The following is a 21,757-nucleotide window of genomic DNA, read 5'->3' on the forward strand; positions in this document are numbered from 1 at the left end:
ATTAAATTACATTTAATTGATATTATTTCATGCAAAAGATTAATGCTGACATTATAATATAAGTCATCGATCATAATGCTATTGTAATATATGAAATTTCCTGGGTAATCATGTATTTTTCTTTTATTTTGAATTTTTGATAATTATTGAATCGATGTTGGTGAATTTCAGGTGATGATTAACGAGAGAGAGTTATGAATCGAGCAGAGCGCCGTCGCATAGAAAAACAAAGAAGAAAGGATAAGACGGGAAACATTTCAAGTTTCGAAGAATTATTAACATCAGCAGTTGCTGAATTACAAAATGGTAATTTTGCTCATGCTGATAAATTGTTTGCCAAACTCATATCTAAAAATCCACAAGAACCAACTTCTTTGCACTTTGCAGGTGTTACAAAATATCATCAGAGATTATATGGTGAAGCAGTGGATCTACTTGGTGCAGCAATTAAGATTGCGCCTAATTATGCGCAAGCCTATAACAGTTTAGGAATAGTATATTTTGATCAGCGAGAGTTCAATCAAGCACAGCAATCTTTTCAAACAGCAATATCAATTAAACCTGATTATTCAAATGCTCATACTAATTTGGGTAATACTTTAGTTGAATTAGATGAAATATCGGAAGCTGTGAGTTGTTATGAGGCAGCTCTAACTTATGATCAGCATAATCTTGAAGCTGGCTATAAATTATCAGCTGCGCATTTAACAATGGATAATCCTGAAGATGCTCTTGCTTCTGCAGATAACTGCTTGTTAAATCATCGCTATTGTCAAAATGCTTATGCTTATAAAGCAATTGCCTTATCTAGGCTAGATCGAAAATCTGAATGGCTTGAACTATATAATTATGAAGAAATGATTCATAAAGTGAATATATCTATTCCCACTGAGTTCTCTTCATTGGAAAGTTTCAATAGTAAGTTAGAACATGATATTCGCGATCATCCAACATTAACTTGGGAACCTTTAGATAGAGTTACTAATGGTGGGGCAGTAACAAAAGATATAGCAATTAACCCAACAGTAGCAATTAAGGCTTTTGAGAGTGCTTTGCGTCGATCTATTGATTTGCTCATTGAACAACTTCATCATCAATCTGGACATCCGTTTTATAGCCGTATTCCTAAGAAGCGCTATAACTTGACATTGATCGCATCAATTTTACGTGCTCGTGGCTGGCATCCACCACATATTCATGAATCTTCATGGCTCAGTGGTGTTTACTATGTGAAAGTTCCATCAATTGTAAATGCTGACAATAAACAGCATGAAGGTTGGTTGCAGTTTGGTCTTCCAAATATTGAGTTAAGTGAAAACTGGATACCAGACACAACTGAAATAAAGCCTGAAGAAGGGAGTATAGTTAGTTTTCCCTCTTATTTCTTTCATGGGACTATTCCATATCATAATGATGACGAGCGAATAGGTATTGCTTTTGATGTGTATCCCGCTTGAGTGCTAATCTGTATTAACTCATTAAGTCAATTAAACATGATAAGCCAATAAGCTGCCCTGAATAATCTTGCATTGCATCCATTAAGCTGTCCCAACAATATTCCGAAGATACGTTTTCAACCAATACATAAAATCCTGGGGTTTCTCCTGCATCACAACGAATTATAATTGCATTAATTCTGGCTAGGGATGTTTGTGCAATCATTAAGTTGTTGAATTTATTTATGCGTAGATCTACTGCGCATAATGTTGAGAACATTTCTGGTGCATTAACCCCACACACATAAAAACATGAATGGCTGTCTTGTCTTGGCATGATATAGCCACAACTATGATTATTTAGTGTGTAATCATGATTCCATTGTTGTTCTAATATTGGTTTAATGTTCGTTTTGTTTTCAAGATGATCCAGAATTAAGATATCTTGAGCGCCAATTCTTGCTGCTAAGCAACCATTGCTTGAGATCTCTGCTGTGTTTATATTTTGTGGAATAGTTATTTGTTGTGATGATAGCCACTCAGTTGAGCCGTCACCTTTGAATCCTATTCTTTGTAAATGACTTAGGTCACATAGAGCCATTTTTTGTGCGTATTCAATTTCTAATTCTGTATCATTGATTGAAACTACAGCAGCATATCCATTAATATCAGACCACGTGACTGATAAATTATCAAACTTACGATAAACGAAACTTCTATGTTGGCAGTATTCTGGCTGTACTTCAGTGTAATTCATTACTATAACTCTTGACGCTGGTTATCCGGATCATAAAATGGTGTTTGGCATACAATTGCCTCAATTATTTTTGAATTGGATAATTTTATTTGTATCAGCTGGCCTACAGCTGATAATTTAGTGGAAACAAATGCGAGTCCAATAATTTTATCCAAAGTAGGTGAATAAGACGCTGATGTTACTCGACCTATAATTTCATTGTTATTAATTATTAAATTACATTCTTTAGGCAATGGAGATCCATTTGGTAGAGTGAATCCTACTAACTGGCGTTTTACTTCTCTTGCATTGATAGCCTGTATTGCTCGTTTACCTTGAAAGTATGGCTTCTTTTTTGCGATAGCCCATTCCATATTGGCTTCTTGTGGAATAGTTAATCCATCAGTATCTTGTCCGACAATAATATGTCCTTTTTCTAATCGTAATAAACGTTGCGTTTCTACACCAAATGGTTGTATATCAAATTGTTTTCCTGTTTTGATTAATATATCCCATAGTGCTTCACCCTGGCTTGCTGGAACATGTATTTCATAACCTAGTTCACCAACAAATCCAACTCGTAATAATCGTGCAGGAATATCAGCAATATGACCTACACGTACTTCCATATAAGAAAATTTATCTGCATTTAAATTTATGTCATCTGTTAGGCAATTTAAAACATCTCTTGATTTTGGGCCAGCAATATTGACGGCAGCATAGGCACCAGTGACGTTAGCAATGTCTACTTCTAGATTCCACTCTGCATTCCAACGCAGCATATTTCTATAAACACCATCAACACCACTCGTTGTAGCAGTTACATAGAAGTGGTTTTCACTTAATCTGCAAGCAACACCGTCATCAATAATAGAGCCAGTTGAATCTGTCATTAAGACATAGCGTGATCGAAAAATTGGCTGTTTTGAATATGCGAACGTATACATTCGATTTAGGAATTCTGCTGCATCTGGTCCTCTTATTTCTAATTTACCTAGAGTTGAAACATCTATTATTCCCACGTTATTTCTTACTGCTAAGTTCTCTTTTCTTACACATTTATCTTGTGCTTCGGGGTTTCCATAGAAAGCTGGTCTATACCATACGCCAGCAGTCATCATATGTGCGTTATTTTGAATATGGCGATGATGCATGGCCGTGTATTTAGCTGGTTGAAATGACTTTCCAGCGAGATGTTGAATATATTCAGGAGAGAAGGGAGGTCTTTGTGTCGTGACTGTTACGCCTTCCAATTCACGTTGAGTTTCTCTGCAAACAATTCTTAAATTATTTAATGCTGATTGCTTTCCTTGTGAAGGGCCCATAACAACAGTTGAGTAGCGTTTTACTAGCTCTAAGTCGTCATAGCCATCTTTGACTGCATTTATAATATCTTTAATTTGTAGGTCTTCATCATAGTCAACAAATTCTTTACCATCCGGGTGTGGAAATATTGGCCATGGGTAATTTTGTCCATGTGCACTTTTTTCAGTGACTGCATTAGATGGGTTTCCATTGTTTAATCCAATAGCATTTGTTGTGGTCCAGCCTGCATATTTACCATCAGATATAACATCATTGAGATTGAAAACAGTATTTAATGATCCTGCTGCGACAGATAAACCATGGGTTGGAAGTTGGGATAATTTCAGCATGGCATCTGTACTATCGTATTTTAGCTGACCGCCAGAATGACAAAGTAATTGAGCTGCAGGACTATATCCCGCTGTCATACATATTAAGTCACAATCAATGAGCTGCTGTTTTTCACCAATCTCACCATTTGAAGATAGTTGGTGAATTAGTGCACCTTTGATATTGCGCTTTCCTGGACCAGGGATTGCTTCAAAAATGGCATGACCTTGCATAATTGAAATATGATTTTCTTTTACTAAATCTGCTAATGGGCTATTACTTGGGTTATGTCTCATATCAACAATTGCTTGGACATTGACACCATTGTCGTATAAATCAAGTGCGACTCCATAACCGTCATCATTGCCTGTCAGCACAACAGCATTGTGCCCTGGCGCAATACCATAAAGATGTATAAGTCGTTGTGCTGCTGTGCCAAGCATTACTCCAGGTAAGTCGTTATTCCGAAATACAACAGGTTGCTCTATTGATCCTGTTGCTGCTACAACTGCTTTAGCACGAAGTTTAATTAATCTTTGAGGACACATAATGGCGAGCCAGTTATCTGCAAACCATCCTGTACATAAAGCCTTTGTATAAACAGTAATTGATTGATGATTATTTACAGCATCGACCAATTCATTCCTAAGTTTCGTGGTTTGATTTATATCAACATTGAATCTTGCATAGTTTAATGAGCCTCCTAGCATTGGATTTTCATCGATGAGAATAACTTCTGCGCCTGAATCAGCAGCTTTAATTGCAGCGCTTAGTCCTGCTGGACCTCCTCCTAATACGGCGACATCACAGAAGCGATAGGCTTTATCACTTTTGTATGGGGTTGAATTTGTGTCAACGGTTCCCAACCCTGCAAAATTGCGTATTACATTATCCCAAAACTTCCAAATACCTTTGGGCTTATAAAAAGCTTTATAATAAAATCCTACTGGTAAAAATCGAGAAAAAGATTCAACTAGTGACCCTTTATCTTTCTCTAGACTGCCAAATATATTTTGTGCATAAACTTCTAGACCTTCGGTAATTGGGAAAGTATCAGCACGTGCGCTAGGTTCGTCATTAATTTGTACAAGTGTATTTGCATCACGTCCGGCCATTGTCAAAATACCACGAGCTCTATGATATTTGAATGAACGTGATAATAAGCGCTGGTTGTTCGCGGCTAAACTGCTTGCTACGGTGTCACCATAAAAACCTTGGTAGGACTTTCCTTCAAAGTTGAAATTTATTAGCTTTTTGCGATCAAGGTATAGGCCTTTTGGCTCAGGTAATCGCATATTGGAGTTGTCAGACATCAGATGTATTCGCTTGAGTAAACTCTACTCTTTGGTTAAATAATTCAGTACTAGGGTAGGTTGCAACAATTTCTTCTGTTGCTGTATTACGTTCAGCAATGAACCAATATGATGTAGGGGCATGCATCCACCATTCACGAACAATTCCTTTAGCGTTGTTTTCCATAAATAAGTATTCAGCCCACTCATGGTCACTTCCAGTATCAGGATTTGGCATTTCTTCTACTTCTCCACCACATATAAATTCTGAGATGTTTCGTAGTCCGTTAACAGGACAAGGCATTAACTTCATTTCAATTTCTCTCGATATATATAGTCATAATTAGTGGCCAACAGAAGCAGCACCACGTTCACCTACTTGTTCAAATCTATAAAATCTTTCTAACTCAAACGGTTTGATCAGCTCAGGTACTTTTCCAGTTGCTATAGTTTCTGCCATACGTTTGCCGCATACAGGTGTGGCTTTAAATCCCCAGGTTCCCCAGCCTGCATCAATGTAATAATTTTGAACTGGAGTTAATCCCATCACCGGGCTAAAGTCTGGTGTCATATCAGTAGTGCCTGCCCATTGCCGAAGTATTTTGACTTTGCCTAAAAATGGAAACAGTTCTAATAAGTGTGTCATCAATTCTTCTTTGAAATCTAAAGTTGAACGAGTCGAATAAAGAGGATATGGATCACTCGTAGAGCCCATTACTAATTCGCCACGAGATGACTGTGAAACGTATACATGTAATGAACCTGATACCACAATAATATTTAAAAATGGTTTTACTGGTTCAGATACACAGGCTTGCAGTGGAATTGATTTAATTGGTAGTTTGAATCCAGCAAGTTTTGAAACTTCTGAGCTAGCCCCGGCAACAGCTTGTATAACAGTGCCACAATTTATATTTCCTCGATTAGTTTTAACGCCTTCTATTTTTCCATTTTGTATATCGAAGCCGGTTACTTCTGTATGAGTATGAAGTTCAACGCCACGTTCAAAAGCACCTTTTGCATAACCCCATGCAACAGCATCATGTCTTGCTATTGCTCCCGGTGGATGGTACAGAGCACCCATAATTGGATAACGCGTATCTTGGCTTAAATTTAAATGGGGGCAGAGTTTTTCTAATTCGTCTGGATATACAACTTTTGAATTTATGTCTAAGTGTTTGTTAACTTCGGCTCGCCAGCGAGATGTGCGTATGGCAGCATCTGTGTGAGCTAAAGTTAAATGACCTCTTTCGGAATAAAGGATGTTGTAATTTAATTCGTTACTCAATCCTTGAAATAATTTTACTGACTCGTCATAAAATCGAACTCCTTCGGGGGTCAAATAATTTGAGCGAACTATTGCAGTATTACGCGCAGTGTTACCACTAGCCAGGTAACTCTTCTCTAAAACTGCAACATTAGTAATCCCCCATTCTTTTGCAAGATAGTAGGCGGTCGCTAATCCATGTCCACCGCCACCAACAATTACGACATCATAACTGGGTTTGAGGTCAGAGCATGTATTAAAATGCCTCTTAGATGGGTGAGCTTTTTTTAAGCCGTATTTTAGAAGTCCTAGAGGCATTTATGTTCTGCTTGTTATGTGAATCTGTTTAACGCAATTGATAAGTTAATGGTTGAATGAAAATATTGCAAAGTTGTGTACTGCATAAGGTTAATCAGCAGTCGAGTGTGGCCTGCCGTTCCCACTCACTCAGATGGCTTGTGTATTGTTCCCATTCCACCATTTTTAACTTTGCGTAGGATTCAATGAGTTCAGCACCCATTTCCTCTTTAAGTACTTTATTTTTTTGCAGTAAACGTATTGCATCCAATAAATTTGTGGGCAATCTTTTAACTGACTTCAGCTTATGGCCTTCTTCGTACATGTTTATATTGCTTGGTTTGCCTGGGTCGCGTTTGTTTCTAACGCCTTCTAATCCCGCTGCAATGATTCCAGCTTGAGCTAGATAAGGGTTCATTGCACCATCCATTAAACGCAATTCAAATCGACCATCATCTGGCACACGAATCATATGTGTACGGTTGTTTCCAGTATAAGTAATAGAGCTAGGGGACCAAGTTGCACCTGATGTGGTGCGAGGTGCCGAAATTCTTTTATAACTGTTCACTGTAGGGTTGAACAATGCACACATTGAATCTGCATGCTCCATTATTCCGCCTAGAAATTGATAGGCTAACTTAGACAAACCCAAGTCATCACTTTTATTTAAGAATAAATTTTTCTTGCCAGATTTATCCCAGATAGAAATATGTGAGTGACAACCATTACCAGTTAGGTTGGAAAATGGTTTAGGCATGAAAGTAGCGCGCATATCATGATTTTCAGCGATCGTTTTAGTCATAAATTTAAAAAATACATGTCGATCAGCTGTTAGTAATACATCGTTATAATCCCAATTCATTTCAAATTGGCCATTCGCATCTTCATGATCATTTTGATATGGGCCCCAACCTAGATCCAACATGCAATCACAAATTTCTTTTACAACTGGATAACGTCGCATCAATGCCTGTTGGTCATAACAGGGCTTAGATTGTGTGTCATATTCATCATACAATTCAGTTCCGTCTTTATTGACAAGAAAAAATTCACATTCAACACCGGTCTTAACACGAAAGCCTTTTTTTTCAGCTTTAGCAATTTGTCTCTTTAGTGCAACGCGAGGTGAAGCTTCAACTTCTTTTCCATCCATCCATAGATCGGCGGCTAACCAACCAATTTCAGGATTCCATGGTAGTTGAATGAGACTATCTGGATCAGGGACGCCAAACATATCTGAGTCGGCTGGACTTAAATCTAACCATGCGGCAAACCCAGCAAAACCAGCACCGTCTTTTTGCATGCCTTTTATTGCACGTGCGGGAACTAACTTTGCGCGTAATACGCCGAATAAATCAACAAAACTTACTAAAAAATACTTAATACCTTTTGCTTTTGCTACTTGAGCTAAATCTTGTGGCATGATCTTTTCCCCTTGAGATATTTTTCGATAGTGTTGCTAAATACTACATGCCATTGACACCTGGAATCCAGTCTGTACCTGCTAATGGTACTTTTGCCATTGCTGCTGCTTCCGGAGTCAAAGCAACTAGATCCTCTGGTTCTAGATTATGGACATGATTTTTTCCGCAGGCACGAGCTAGTGTCTGTGTTTCTAGCGTGAGCACACGTAAGTAATTTGCCAGTTTTTGACCGCCGACGATTGGATCAAATCGTTTTGCTAGTTCTTCGTTTTGAGTGCTAATTCCAGCGGGGTCTTTACCATCTTGATAATCATCATAATATCCAGCTGAAGTACCAAGTTTCCTATATTCTTCTTCTAGATCTGGGCTGTTATCTCCTAAGGCAATTAATGCAGCAACACCTATAGATACAGCGTCAGCCCCGAGGGCTAAAGCTTTAGCGACATCTGCACCACTTTTAATGCCACCTGAAACGATTAGCTGCACTTTACGGTGCATGTTCATCTCTGTTAACGCTTCAACGGCCAATCGGACTGCAGGTAAGATCGGAATACCAACATGTTCTATGAAAACATCTTGAGTGGCTGCTGTTCCACCTTGCATGCCGTCAAGAACAATAGCATCTGCACCAGCTTTCACTGCCAACATGGTGTCGTAATATGTTCGGGTAGCACCAATTTTGATGTAAATCGGTTTTTGCCAATCTGTGATCTCACGCAGTTCAAGTATTTTAATTTCTAAATCATCAGGTCCAGTCCAATCAGGATGTCGACAAGCACTACGCTGATCAATACCTTGCGGCAAGTTACGCATACCTGCTACACGTTCACTAATTTTTTGTCCTAACAGCATTCCGCCGCCGCCAGGTTTAGCGCCTTGGCCGATGACAATCTCAATAGCATCTGCTTTTCTTAAATCATCAGGATTCATGCCGTAACGAGAGGGGAGTAATTGATAGATTAGTTTAGATGAATGTTCTCTCTCTTCTGGTGTCATGCCACCATCTCCGGTGGTTGTACTTGTTCCTACTGCATCAGCACCCCGTCCTAATGCCTCTTTGGCTTGTGCTGATAATGCGCCAAAGCTCATTCCTGCTATTGTGATAGGAATATCTAGTTCAATAGGTTTTTTTGCAAAACGAGTACCTATAGTGACATTGGTAGAACATTTTTCACGATATCCTTCTAGAGGATAGCGCGACATACTTGCACCTAAAAAAAGTAAATCATCAAAACTAGGCACATGGCGTTTGGCGCCATAGCCACGAATATCATAAAGACCAGTTTTTGCTGCGCGTTGAATATCTGCAATTACATTCCGAGGGAATGACGCAGATGCTTTTAACCAGGAATGTAATTCTTCATCTGACATTGATATTTCCTTCTAATATGATCCAACGTTATCAATGTTAAAGTTATACAAGGTTCTTGCAGACCCATAACGATGAAATTCTTCAACATTAATATCAGTAATATTAGCTCGTTCAAGTAATTCTTTTAATTCAGTTTTGTGTTCTTCTTTCATAGGTTTTTCAATACAGTCAGCACCTAGACTTGCGACTTTTCCACGGACATAAAGTCTTGCTTCATAAAGTGAGTCTCCTAATGCGTCACCTGCATCGCCACAAACTACTAGTCGGCCGGTCTGTGCCATGAAAGCGCTCATATGACCAATGTTTCCTTTTACGACAATATCAATTCCTTTCATAGATATACCACATCGTGAACTTGCATCACCTTCAATGATGAGTAAACCTCCATGTGCAGTTGCACCGGCATATTGAGAAGCGTTGCCTTTTACAGTGACAGTTCCGGACATCATATTTTCTGCAACTCCGGCGCCACAATGGCCATTAATAGTAACGTTGGCTTTTTGATTCATGCCTGCACAGTAATAACCTACGTGACCATCAATTTGTAAGTTCAAAGCTGAATTAATACCTACAGCTATAGCGTGTCTGCCTTTAGTGTTAGTCACTTTCCATGTTGACTGATCTGTAGCTTTACTTGGATTGTGTAATGCTGCGTTGAAATCGCGAATTTTGGATTGGTCTAAGTCAAATTCATTCATTTTAATTTACTCAGAAGTTCTAGTGTTTCCAACTATATATTTTGCTTGGTTCAGGTTCCCAAGTGGTTGCATCTTTTGCACCAGGCAAAACTGAAATTGCTCGATATTCTGATGACATTGCTACCCAATCTTCAGTTTCAGCAATAATTGCGGGCTTGCATGCTATCGGGTCACGCATCACAGCAAATCCATCTTTGGTACCTACAGCAAATGTATAAAAGCCGTCTAAGTCATGAAGAGCTGCCTCAAGTGCTTGGTCTAAGTCGTCACCTTGTAGTAAGCGTGATGCAATATAGCCAGCAGCAACTTCACTATCATTGTCAGTATGAAAGACGATACCTTTTTTACTTAATATTCTTCTTAAACGATTGTGATTAGATAAAGAACCATTGTGCACTAAGCATATATCTTCACCGGTAGAGAAAGGGTGAGAATGATGTGTAGTGACAGCACTTTCAGTTGCCATACGCGTGTGGCCCAGAGCATGTGTGCCAGTTAATTCTCGAATATTAAATTTTTCAATTACACGTGTTGGAAGGCCGGTGGCTTTGTAAATTTCAATCGTGCTTCCAGAGCTAATTAGCATGAGTTCAGGGTGAGTTTGATTAAACCAATTTGAGATTCCTTCTTCGCTACCTGGCACTATGAAAGTCGCTTGGTTGCCTCTCACTTCAAAAGCAACCTCGCCATCGTAGTGATGGCTTAGGTCGGTTGAAACTTTTTTCCAATTGTAGTCATCCTTTGGGCAGAGAACCGTCAACTTTGTGTGGCCATTGTCTGTTGGATTTCTATAAACAGCGATGCCAGCGCTATCAGGTCCGCGCTCTGTCATTTCTAATAACATCTCTGACAAGTAATGGCCTAATTGGGATTCAATCTTGTTTGATTTTGAAAATAAGCCAACAATTCCGCACATAATTAGCATTCCTGATGTAGATGCATTATTACTATACGTAAAAAAATGTTACTGTCAATAAAATTATTGAATATAAATATTCTTTAGAATTTGAGCTAGATTTCAACGTGTCGGCGGGCTAGAGGATTTGTGACAGGAACGCTAAAAAGCGTATAGAAATGAATATTAAGAGCTTTAGCTTGTTTCCGTTGAATAGTTAATAATAGCTAAGATTTCAATAGGGACTTTAATTAACTTTTCTGGGCCGTGAGGAATATCACCAGCAAACATTAATGAATCTCCAGGTTGTAAGATATATGTTTCACTTCCATGTCGATATTCGATTTTACCTTTTAGAACATAGATTAACTCAGTCCCTTGATGCTGGAAGCTTGGAAATTCTTCGCTAGCATCATCCATAGTGATCAAAAATGGTTCAAATGACTTTGCCGGACCTTGTTCATATGCTAACAACTGATAAGAATGACCTTTTTTAGTGCCTCTGCGCACGACTTGCATACCTTTACCTTTTCTTACTAATTGAGCACTTCCTTCTGGAGCATCGTAATCACGAAAAAATAACGATATAGGCATTCCCAGAGCAATTGCTAATTTCTCAAGTGTTTCCAAGCTTGCAGAGACATCACCGCGTTCTATTCGGCTTAACATGCCGGGGCTAATTGTGGCTAATTCTGATACTTCATTAATAGTTAAATGATTGAGACTACGCTGATTGCGTATAATGTTGCCTATATGATGTTCAATTGAAGAAGCAGACGAAATTTTTGTGTTAGAAATTTTCGATGCTTTTTGTTTGATTGCGGTCTTCTTCTTGAGTTTAGTATTAGGCATTATTCAATGAGATTTTTTTAATGGATATATTATGTATCTATTTACCTTAGATGTAGAGGCAATACAATTAAACTTTGTATTGGATTAAGATTGAGCAGATTGATTAAGATAGAATCTATGAGTCAATATTACCAGCCATGACACTATTACAAATGGAGCAGTTAACGATGGCCAGCCGATTAGAATGAAGGCTTGGGTGACAAAGACAGTAATTATAATGCCGCTAATTGGGAATATGAGGGGTTTTATATTTTGTAATGCAATCGCTGTTAACACCGCGCTAAAACCATATAGACCATTTTCTATGTTGACTGCTGGATAGTTAAGCGTATGAGCAATCAACCATGCTAAACAAGTGGCAGCCATTGCCCAAATAAAGTCTGATTTAGCATAAAGCACAATCGCAAGTAAGATAATTACACCTGTGATGCCATTTCCTTGTAGATAGACTTGGCCGACTGCTTCTCCTAGTCCTAGCGTATAAATATTGTCATTAAAGTTTAATACATTACCTGCTGGCAAAAGATGTAGCAGATTTTCAACACCAATTACCAACCATGTGATCAAAACAAAGGGAGCTGTGAAAGTGGGTACTTTTAAATAGGCAGGTATCCATAGACTAATATAAACGGACAAGATGCTACATATGAAAAGTATAAAAATACTCAAGTAGGTGACTTGGTATAGATATACAAAAGCGATCCCTATTAGTGTTGCATTGTAACCATAGAGTCCTAAAGCTATTATTTTTTGTTTTTTCTTAATTAATATCGCGAACCCGGTGGCGATTGCCGTAGCAAAAAAAGCACTAATTGCCATTTGCCAAGAGTGAATAAGTATAGCTAGTAAAATTAATGTGCCGGCTACTGGGTGGGATTGGACGATAACTTCCGCGATGCCTGACATCGTGTACTTCAGAAAATTAATCGCCCTTGTCATTATGAAATAACCTCATTATTACTGTAGAGCATAAGATATACCCTATAGTAAGAATAAATTATTTTTATTGAAGTGTTGATTTACCCTCTTTTTCGCACAATCATGGTGCTAACTTAACGCGAAGCATATGACAATTAAATTAAGTTTGGTACTTATTTTTAAACCTTATGCTACATTGTATGTGCGTTTAGAATTTTAAGTTCTATTGGGAGCATTCGCTAAATGAATCATTCATCATGGAAAGTTGGTGTATTATTTTCTAAAACAGGCGTTACATCAGTTATAGAAAAAACACAATTGAATGCGACATTGCTTGCCATTCGAGAAATAAATGCTATGGGTGGTATTGAGGGGCGAACAATAGAGCCGATTGTTTATGATCCTGGATCAGATCCAGAAAAATTTTATCTTTATTCTAAAAAGTTAGTTGAGAAAGACCGTGTCAATATAATCTTCGGTTGTTATATGTCCAGTGCACGAAAAGCTGTACTTCCAGTAGTTGAGAATTTTAATGGCCTTTTGTGGTATCCAACATTATATGAAGGTTATGAATTTTCAGACAATGTCATATATACAGGAGCTGCTCCGAATCAAAATAGTGCCTTTCTTGCACAGTACCTAGTAAATAACTTTAGTGGTCGATTCTATTTAGTGGGATCAAATTACATTTACCCTTATGAGTCTAATCGCATAATGCGAGATTTAATTGAAAATAGTGGAAGAAAAGTTGTTGCAGAAAAATATATACCCTTAAACCCGAGTGACGAAGATATCTCTCTTATTCTCTCGGATATTCTTGAGAAGCGGCCTGATGTGATTTTTAGCACCATAGTGGGGTCTGCCACTCGTACATTTTATAGAAAATACTGGTCAGCTGGACTGCAACCAAATCAAATGCCGATTGCAAGTCTGACTACTTCTGAAGCTGAAGTTGCAGATATTGGTTTGCAAGCAGCATGTGGGCATATTACGGCATCTCCATATTTTCAATCAGTTGATACAAATATTAATAATCAGTTTGTCCAGAAATATCATTCCATGTTCGGTTCTCAGCAAAGTACTAATGCTTGTTGTGAATCGGCATATTTCCAGGTCCATATGTTTGCTAATGCATTATGCAGGGTAGGGAAGCTGGACACAGAAGGTATTCGTTCTGCCGCGCTTGAGTGCATATTTGATGCGCCTCAAGGCAAGATAAAAATCGATAAAGATAATCATCATACTTATTTATGGCCGAAAATTGGACGAGTAAATAAGTTTGGTCAGTTTGATATAATTGAACAAGCGGACACTTGGGTGAAACCAGACCCTTACTTAGTGGATCTTCATACGAATAAGTCTTTATTCAATATGAGCTCACCTTATTACTCAGAATATGAATCTAGTACGAGACATTAGGAGCTATTGATATGGCAATTAAAATATTACAAGAATTGAGAAATCTAAATACTCTTATTGTCCATCCTGATGATCGCCAGAGAAGTGAACTATGTAAGCATGTTGAGAGAATTGGTTGTAATGTCACTATGGAGTGGCCATTTCCTAAGTTTATTACTTCGCAAACAGACCTGATATTTGTAGCAATGATGCAAGATCATCCTTTGTTTGAAAAGCCATTACTGCTGCATAAAGGTGATACACGGCCCACGATTATTGCAATTGTAGATTATGAGAACCCGACGGTATTGCAAACTGCTTACGATATTGGAGTTCATGCAATTATTAATGCACCTTTCAAGCCGTTTGGATTATTGTCAAATATGGTTGTAGCTAGAATGCACTGGCAACAAGAAGTGTCAGATTTCAATAAGATTCAAAAATTGGAAAATAAAGTACGTAAAATCCATTGTGTTGAACAAGCGATTTCAATTCTAGGCCGCAATAATGAAGTTGATCGCCAAAAAGCCTACCAATTCATACGTAAACAAGCCATGGATAGGCGTATATCAACCGAAGAATTCGCTCAAAAAATTGTTCAAGCAGATAAAACATTAGATATTACTGGGGATAAAAACTAATGGATATCAATTGCATATGCTCACATTGTTATCGCCATAACAAGTTGGTACTTGACGGTGTTGGAGATATAGTCTAAATATGAAAGTATAATTTAGCAGAATCAACAGCGCTTCTGCACAGACTAGGCAATAAAGCCTCCACCGAGTTTCCTCTGTGGAGGCTTTTTTTTGTGCTGAATATTAATGTCTAATCAGTTAAATCAGTCATATGTATAATTTTTTTAGAAAAAAATTACAACTTAGGAGAATGGATTATGTATCACGGTGATATATCAAGTAGTAAAGACGCAGTCGGTGTTGCAGTTGTGAATTATAAAATGCCTCGATTACACACTAAAGCAGAAGTGCTTGAAAATGCACGTAATATTGCTGAAATGATTGAAGGCATGAAAGTCGGTTTGCCCGGATTGGATTTGGTTATATTTCCTGAATATAGCACTCATGGAATTATGTACGATGAAACAGAAATGTATGAAACTGCATCCTCAGTACCTGGTGACGAGACTGAAGTTTTTGCGCAAGCATGCCGCAATGCAAAAGTATGGGGAGTATTTTCATTAACCGGTGAACGACACGAAGAACATCCCAATAAAGCACCATATAACACCCTGATTTTAATGAATGACCAAGGTGAAATTGTTCAAAAATATAGGAAGATTATGCCATGGGTTCCGATTGAAGGATGGTATCCAGGAAATTGCACTTACGTGTCAGACGGACCCAAGGGGTTAAAGATCAGCTTAATTATCTGTGATGATGGAAATTATCCTGAAATCTGGCGAGATTGTGCAATGAAAGGTGCGGAATTGATTGTTCGCTGCCAAGGTTATATGTATCCCGCAAAAGAGCAGCAAGTTATGGTTGCTAAGGCCATGGCATGGATGAATAACACATACGTTGCTGTAGCAAATGCAACTGGTTTTGATGGTGTCTATTCTTATTTTGGCTATTCCGCCATAATTGGTTTCGACGGGCGTACGTTAGGACAATGCGCAGAAGAAGATATGGGTATTCAGTATGCAAATCTTTCAGTATCGCTAATTCGTGATGCACGTAAGAATCAACAATCTCAAAACCACTTATTTAAATTACTCCACCGCGGTTATACTGGGTTAATTAACTCTGGGGAAGGAGATAAAGGTGTTGCAGCATGCCCATTTGATTTTTATAAGAAATGGGTAGAAGACCCTGAAGCGGCTCGTGAAATGTCTGAGTCAATCACTAGAACAACTGTGGGCACAGATGAGTGTGAAATAGAAGGCATACCAAATCCTAAAGCGCACCGTTAATTTAATTTAATAAGCAATAGGCGAAGATATTTTTATATCTTCGCCTTATTTTTTTATGATGTACAAATGAAATTTATCAAAATTAAATAAATGGATGTTCGTGATGAATCTTGATAGTTATTTAATTAAAGAAGAGCCATTTTATTCGCCTACACATAACGAAATTGCATTGTTCGAAGCAGCATCCGCCAGTCGTATGCCAATGATGCTTAAAGGCCCAACTGGTTGTGGTAAGACTCGCTTTGTCGAATATATTGCTTGGAAGTTAAAAAAACCCCTTATTAGTGTTTCTTGTCACGAAGATATGACAGCGTCGGATTTAATTGGACGATATTTGCTAGATGCCAACGGCACTGTCTGGCATGATGGCCCACTAACCTTGGCTGTACGCCATGGAGCTATTTGCTATCTTGATGAAATAGTTGAAGCGAGACAGGATACAAGTGTAGTTATTCATTCATTAACTGACGACCGTCGGATGCTTTCTCTAGAGAAGAAAAATGAAATTGTTAAAGCGCACCCTGATTTCCAAATCATAATTTCATATAACCCTGGTTATCAAAGCGTTTTAAAGGATTTGAAAGAATCAACTAAGCAACGATTTGCAGCTATAGATTTTAATTATCCAAAGCCAGAAATCGAAGCAAATATTATTGCGCACGAAACGGGTGTGGATAAAGATATTGCGCAAAAACTAGTACAGATTTCTGAGCGATCAAGAAACTTGAAAGGCCATGGACTGGATGAGGGTGCATCTACACGTATGTTGATATATGCAGCGCAGCTAATAACCCAAGGTGTATCAATAGAAGAAGCTTGTGAAGTGGCGTTAGTGCTTCCTATAACAGACGATCATGATGTCCGTAATGCGTTAAGTTCTGCAATAGCAGCCTGCATGTGATTTGAATTTTGACAATCTCAAGTACTCAAAGTGAGTGCAAAGTAGCACCACAAAAAGAAGAACCTGGAGATATTAATGAAAGATTCTCCTATTTAATTGATCAAGGTAAATCTTCATTTTCTGGAGAATATTTTCACCAATGGGAACAAGCTTGCAATAAGCTTGCAAATGCAGGATACGGATCATTAATACCGTTATCTTATGTTCGTGAATCACCAAAATTAGCAAATCTATTGAGTGCTGAAATTGCTATCAATTTTGTATCATTAGTTTCATTGTCAGCGATAAAATTAAATCGTGCTGCCTCAGAATTGTTACCAAAGTCAGCTATTGTCGCCGCACAAAAGCTTTCGACCATCCCAGAATTTTTATCTTGGGTGTCTACAATTGAAGTGCTTATTAAAGCAGCGCCTGAGTCTGTTTTACCTGTTCTTGAGCGAACTCAAAAGATATTAACAACTTTGACGCCCGAGCAATTTCGTTCTTGGGCGTTAGCTGGTTTGCGGTCTACAGATGAAGATAAGAACCGTCAAATACAATATTTTTCATTTGCTGATCCGGAGTCTGAAAAATGGTTTCGTCATGAAGCTGGAGATGTTGTATTTACGGATATTGACCGTCGCTTAAAGTTATATTTGGTATCGTTATGGAATTTGCGTCCACCAATTCGTGATCTTCCAGCATCTACTTCTCCATTGTCGTTGCGACGAATCTCAATATCTAATGGAGTAGTGCGAATCCCAGAAGTTTTTCCAGGATTTCATGGCGATCAGGCGGAAAAAATTTTCCGTGCGGGATTGGCGCATGTTGGCGCACACCTCGTGTACTCGACTAAGGTATTTCCAGTAGCTGAACTAAAGCCAATCCAGATTGCTTTGATATCTCTTTTAGAAGATGCACGTGTTGAGTATCTTGCTATGCAAGCATTTCCAGGTTTGAAAGAATTATGGTTGCCTCTACATGTTGCGAAAGCGAGTGGACCTAAGCTGGTTCCTCATTTACTTGCACGATTATCACGCGCATTAATTGATAGTGAATTTAAAGATAGAGATGGTTGGGTGCAAAAAGGTCGAGATATGTTTTTTGATAAATCTAATAATATGTCAGATCCAATTATGTGCAGAAAGTTAGGTGTACTGTTAGGTAACGATCTAGGACAGATGCGTGCACAATTTAATTCTAAAACATATGTAGTAGAGCCGCCTTATCGTGATGACAATTTGGGTTTATGGGATTTTGGTGATCAACAAGGGGATGAAGAAGATAATGAAGGAGTATTCATTGAAGCCGTACAGATGGATCAAAAGGATAAAAATGACGACACCTCCTCAGATCTGGATCGTAATGAGGAAGATCAAACTAGTGAACAACAATATAATGCTCGACAAAGTCAAGATGACGAAGTTCGTGAATCTGAAATTGCAGTTCGTTATCCTGAGTTTGATTACCTGACTGGCTATGAACGTCCTAACTGGACATGTGTTGTTGAATATTTCCCAGATTTCGGTGATGCATACTTGATTGATAGAATTTTAGAAACTCATAGAGATTTAGTGAATAGAATCACGCAGCTCATTCAATCTGCCAAAGTCAGTTTGCCAGAACGACTGCATCGTCAAAGTGTTGGTGAGTCGTTGGACATAGATGCATGTATTGATGCTGTTGTCAGTCGAAGGATGGGACAAACTCCAGACCCAAGAATATATAGTACTACGGAACGAAAGCATCGTGATCTTTCTGTTCAAGTGTTGCTTGATATCTCTAATTCTACTAATGACATTGTGCCCAATACAAATGAATCTGTTTTACAAGTGGAAATCCAGGCAACAAGCTTGTTGGCATATGCCATGACTGAATTGGGAGATCCGTTTGGTATTGCTGCATTCTGTTCGGATGGTAAAGAGGATGTTCATTATTACCGAATTAAAAACTTTAATGATGAATATGATAAGACTTCACGTGCATATTTGGCGGGTTTAAAAGGAAAATTATCTACTCGCATGGGTGCTGCTATGCGTCATGCGGTAAAAGAATTGACAGTACAACAGACACATCGTCGTTTATTATTAATCATTACAGATGGGGAGCCTTCAGATATAGATGTCCAAGATAAAAACTATCTGGTTGAGGATGCGCGAAAAGTTGTACGTTCTGCCTCACATATGGGTATAGATACATTCTGTGTAGGTTTAGAAGCATCAGGGGAAAACTATTTGACTAAAATCTTTGGCAAAAAGAATGTTGTACTTATTGATGAAATTGATCGTTTGCCACAACGCCTGCCAATGTTATATCTGAGATTGACCGCATAAATATAATAATTACCTGTATTTACCTATCAAATATTTGTTTGAAAACTTTCAAGCATAAGAAAATTAATGTTTATATGTTAAAACTGGCTAGAATGCAGATATTTATGATTGAACGGTTTTCTAGGATATAGCACAAGCATAGCCTTAGCGTAACAATGTGAACTTGTTCACACTAATAGGGGTGATTGAATCATGAAAATCATATTGTCTTTTTTATTTGTTGCGTTATTTGTGTCTTCCTTTGCTGTGCTCGCAGGCGAAGATTTTGTTTGTGATAATAACGGCGAAAAAAGAATCATTAAAATTTCTTATCAAAATGATCAGCAGCCTGTGCCTTGTGAAGTAAAGTATGACAAAGGTCAGGGTGAGGAAACATTATGGAGTGCTCAATCTGAAGTTGGATTCTGTGAAGCTAAAGCTGATGAGTTTATTCAGAAGCAAGAATCTTGGGGCTGGTCATGTGAGAAATTTCAAGCTCCAGTAGATGAAGTGCCACTTGAAGAATTGCATACGTCTTTATATTAAATAGTTATAACTTAACTAGACCATAAATAAAACAGCCACCCCGGTGTTACCTGGGGTGGCTAAATTACACTCAGTGGCAGCTGAGATTAATAGTAATACATCTCGAGAGTATAAAGTGTTGTTGTTCCACTTACCTCATTTGCAACGGCTAATAAAGGCTTGCCAGTAGGGCTTTTGTGAGCCGGAATATAATCTAGTCCTTCCGGCCCAAGATCTAATCCAGGTCTTACAACTAACTCATCGTCATCATCCTTAAGTTCTTTAGATGAATTCGCGCCACTCACTCGATTGCCGAATAGTTGAACAAGTTTTGGTTTTTCAGGCCAGCTCAAATCAAAGATAGCAATTAGAGAGGCACGCTCTAAACCTACGAATGCGTACGGGACACCATCAATAAATTCAATGATTATTGCTTCTGGTTCTGGACCTTTGTCATCACTTCTGCTGTCTATTCCATCCTCGTCATTGTTTGCATTGAATAAAGCTGGGAACTGATCAGCCACAGCGCGTTCAATAACTGAGCCAGTGTCTGCTACTTTGCGTAATTTACCTCGATGGTTAAATCGCCACACTGTGATTGAGCGAGCGCCATACATGTGGACCTTGTCAATATCACCATCATTGTCAATATCGCCATCTTGATCAGTTACGCGAGGGCGACCTAAGTCATCTTCATCCGCAAAACCAGGAAATTTTGCAACTAAGTCTGCATCTAGTGTTAAATCTTCAACGCGTACTTCTTCACTAAATCCGTCATAGTCACGTGCATCACCTTCGTTAGCAGTAACAATATAAGTTTCACCATAGTAATTAAAAGATGCAACAGCATCTGGTTGATACATGCCAACAAGAGGAGCCCGTACAATGTTTATTGCGTCATCTTCATTAGTGTAGTCTAGTGCGTTACGTTTGCGATTGAAATTCTTAGTACCAAAAGAGTTGATCGATAATACCTTGGCTTTATGAATATCAACTACAGCAAGTGCATTGTTCTCTTGAAGAGTGACATAAGCTAAGCCATTGGATGTTGTGATGTATTCTGGCTCTAAATCCATTGAGGCGTTCGCATTTGGTCCAAAGATTCTGACTCCTTTCTTACGGAGTTGTTCTTCTTTTCCATTGAATTCATGAAAATCTGCAGTTGCTACAGTGGCAGAAGCAACTCCTGAGCTGATATCGATAATACTAATTGAGCCTTCAGGATCAATATTATAGTCATCATTAGGTTCGCCTTCATTAGCAACGACTACTTTCATGCCATTCTTTGTAAACGTTAACATGTCAGGTAATGCGCCAACTTGGATTGAGCTAATAAAGCTACAGTCCATAGCGTTATAAAATGCTACTTCACCAGGGTTTTGTTTGGGATCATCCTCAACGGCTACAGCAACTAATCCATTATAAACAGCAACACTGTTTGGGCCGCCACTGACGTTGGTAAGTGATAGATCTAAGTTGCCATCAGTACATGATTCATCTTTCGCAAATACAAATTCATCATCTATGGCTAATACGTCTATAGTATTACTTTGTGCATTGACAACAAAAAATTTCTGGCTTGTTGCATCAAATGCAACAATCTCTGCGGCACTCTCATCAAATTCCACATCTTCATTGCTAAACGTTGCAAATGGGGTAATTTTGAATGGTTCGTAGCTTGCGTGAGCAGTACTAGATAAAGCTAGCACGCCAGCTAATAAGCTTAGTTTAAATTTCACAGCGTAGTCTCCCTCTGTTTTGGGTATTTTAAACGCCGCAAGGTATCAATCTAATATTATGATTTTGTGACGCAAAATATATCTTTTCTCTGTGAAAAATATTTAATTAGTTGAGTTTGAATTGATTTGACTTAAAGTCGTTTATAATTGT

18 protein-coding genes are annotated in these 21,757 nt (G+C 38.3%); 7 read left to right on the top strand and 11 right to left on the bottom strand.

Features of this window, described 5'->3' with window-relative positions; translation table 11 throughout:
* Window positions 1-194 precede the first annotated feature (194 nt).
* Window positions 195-1,457, top strand: coding sequence for a putative 2OG-Fe(II) oxygenase (locus R8G33_02775; protein ID MDW3094578.1), 1,263 nt, complete (start codon window positions 195-197; stop codon window positions 1,455-1,457).
* Window positions 1,458-1,470: 13 nt separating this feature from the next.
* Here the strand turns inward: R8G33_02775 and R8G33_02780 are convergent, their stop codons facing one another.
* From R8G33_02780 to R8G33_02825, 10 genes are all read right to left on the bottom strand, one after another.
* Complete coding sequence (locus R8G33_02780) at window positions 1,471-2,193, bottom strand: hypothetical protein (GenBank protein ID MDW3094579.1); 723 nt, start codon at window positions 2,191-2,193, stop codon at window positions 1,471-1,473.
* 2 nt (window positions 2,194-2,195) lie between these two features.
* Window positions 2,196-5,120: a glycine cleavage T C-terminal barrel domain-containing protein gene (locus R8G33_02785; GenBank protein ID MDW3094580.1), complete on the bottom strand. Its 2,925-nt coding sequence runs from the start codon at window positions 5,118-5,120 to the stop codon at window positions 2,196-2,198.
* Window positions 5,113-5,412: a sarcosine oxidase subunit delta gene (locus tag R8G33_02790; protein MDW3094581.1), complete on the bottom strand. Its 300-nt coding sequence runs from the start codon at window positions 5,410-5,412 to the stop codon at window positions 5,113-5,115. Before R8G33_02790 ends, R8G33_02785 begins: the two co-directional genes overlap by 8 nt.
* Before the next feature lie 30 nt (window positions 5,413-5,442).
* Window positions 5,443-6,684 carry an FAD-dependent oxidoreductase gene (locus tag R8G33_02795; GenBank protein MDW3094582.1) on the bottom strand — a complete coding sequence of 414 codons (1,242 nt, stop codon included), beginning with the start codon at window positions 6,682-6,684 and terminating at the stop codon, window positions 5,443-5,445.
* 94 nt (window positions 6,685-6,778) lie between these two features.
* Window positions 6,779-8,086: a type III glutamate--ammonia ligase gene (gene glnT, locus R8G33_02800; protein ID MDW3094583.1), complete on the bottom strand. Its 1,308-nt coding sequence runs from the start codon at window positions 8,084-8,086 to the stop codon at window positions 6,779-6,781.
* A gap of 43 nt (window positions 8,087-8,129) precedes the next feature.
* Window positions 8,130-9,458, bottom strand: a complete 1,329-nt coding sequence (locus R8G33_02805) for an FMN-binding glutamate synthase family protein (GenBank protein ID MDW3094584.1) — start codon at window positions 9,456-9,458, stop codon at window positions 8,130-8,132.
* Window positions 9,459-9,470: 12 nt separating this feature from the next.
* The gene (locus R8G33_02810) at window positions 9,471-10,157 is read right to left on the bottom strand and encodes a hypothetical protein (protein MDW3094585.1); all 687 of its coding nucleotides are present in this window, start codon (window positions 10,155-10,157) and stop codon (window positions 9,471-9,473) included.
* A gap of 19 nt (window positions 10,158-10,176) precedes the next feature.
* On the bottom strand, window positions 10,177-11,073 hold the full coding sequence (locus tag R8G33_02815) for an amidophosphoribosyltransferase (GenBank protein ID MDW3094586.1): 897 nt from the start codon (window positions 11,071-11,073) through the stop codon (window positions 10,177-10,179).
* A gap of 174 nt (window positions 11,074-11,247) precedes the next feature.
* Window positions 11,248-11,904, bottom strand: coding sequence for an XRE family transcriptional regulator (locus R8G33_02820; protein ID MDW3094587.1), 657 nt, complete (start codon window positions 11,902-11,904; stop codon window positions 11,248-11,250).
* Between the two features lie 84 nt (window positions 11,905-11,988).
* Window positions 11,989-12,810 carry an urea transporter gene (locus R8G33_02825; GenBank protein ID MDW3094588.1) on the bottom strand — a complete coding sequence of 274 codons (822 nt, stop codon included), beginning with the start codon at window positions 12,808-12,810 and terminating at the stop codon, window positions 11,989-11,991.
* 255 nt (window positions 12,811-13,065) lie between these two features.
* Between R8G33_02825 and R8G33_02830 the strand changes: the two genes are divergently transcribed.
* From R8G33_02830 to R8G33_02855, 6 genes are all read left to right on the top strand, one after another.
* Window positions 13,066-14,241, top strand: coding sequence for a transporter substrate-binding domain-containing protein (locus R8G33_02830; protein ID MDW3094589.1), 1,176 nt, complete (start codon window positions 13,066-13,068; stop codon window positions 14,239-14,241).
* Window positions 14,242-14,252: 11 nt separating this feature from the next.
* On the top strand, window positions 14,253-14,861 hold the full coding sequence (locus tag R8G33_02835) for an ANTAR domain-containing protein (protein ID MDW3094590.1): 609 nt from the start codon (window positions 14,253-14,255) through the stop codon (window positions 14,859-14,861).
* Window positions 14,862-15,115: 254 nt separating this feature from the next.
* Window positions 15,116-16,150, top strand: coding sequence for an aliphatic amidase (locus tag R8G33_02840; GenBank protein ID MDW3094591.1), 1,035 nt, complete (start codon window positions 15,116-15,118; stop codon window positions 16,148-16,150).
* 103 nt (window positions 16,151-16,253) lie between these two features.
* The gene (locus R8G33_02845; GenBank protein ID MDW3094592.1) at window positions 16,254-17,051 is read left to right on the top strand and encodes a CbbQ/NirQ/NorQ/GpvN family protein; all 798 of its coding nucleotides are present in this window, start codon (window positions 16,254-16,256) and stop codon (window positions 17,049-17,051) included.
* 8 nt (window positions 17,052-17,059) lie between these two features.
* Window positions 17,060-19,363, top strand: a complete 2,304-nt coding sequence (locus tag R8G33_02850; protein ID MDW3094593.1) for a VWA domain-containing protein — start codon at window positions 17,060-17,062, stop codon at window positions 19,361-19,363.
* A 192-nt stretch (window positions 19,364-19,555) separates the two neighbouring features.
* Window positions 19,556-19,888, top strand: coding sequence for a hypothetical protein (locus tag R8G33_02855; GenBank protein ID MDW3094594.1), 333 nt, complete (start codon window positions 19,556-19,558; stop codon window positions 19,886-19,888).
* Between the two features lie 86 nt (window positions 19,889-19,974).
* Here the strand turns inward: R8G33_02855 and R8G33_02860 are convergent, their stop codons facing one another.
* Window positions 19,975-21,606 (bottom strand): choice-of-anchor I family protein, encoded by a 1,632-nt coding sequence (locus tag R8G33_02860; GenBank protein ID MDW3094595.1) that lies wholly within the window; start codon window positions 21,604-21,606, stop codon window positions 19,975-19,977.
* Between the last annotated feature and the right edge of the window lie 151 nt (window positions 21,607-21,757).

The sequence above is a fragment of the Gammaproteobacteria bacterium genome (assembly GCA_033344735.1).
GTDB lineage: Bacteria > Pseudomonadota > Gammaproteobacteria > UBA4575 > UBA4575 > UBA1858.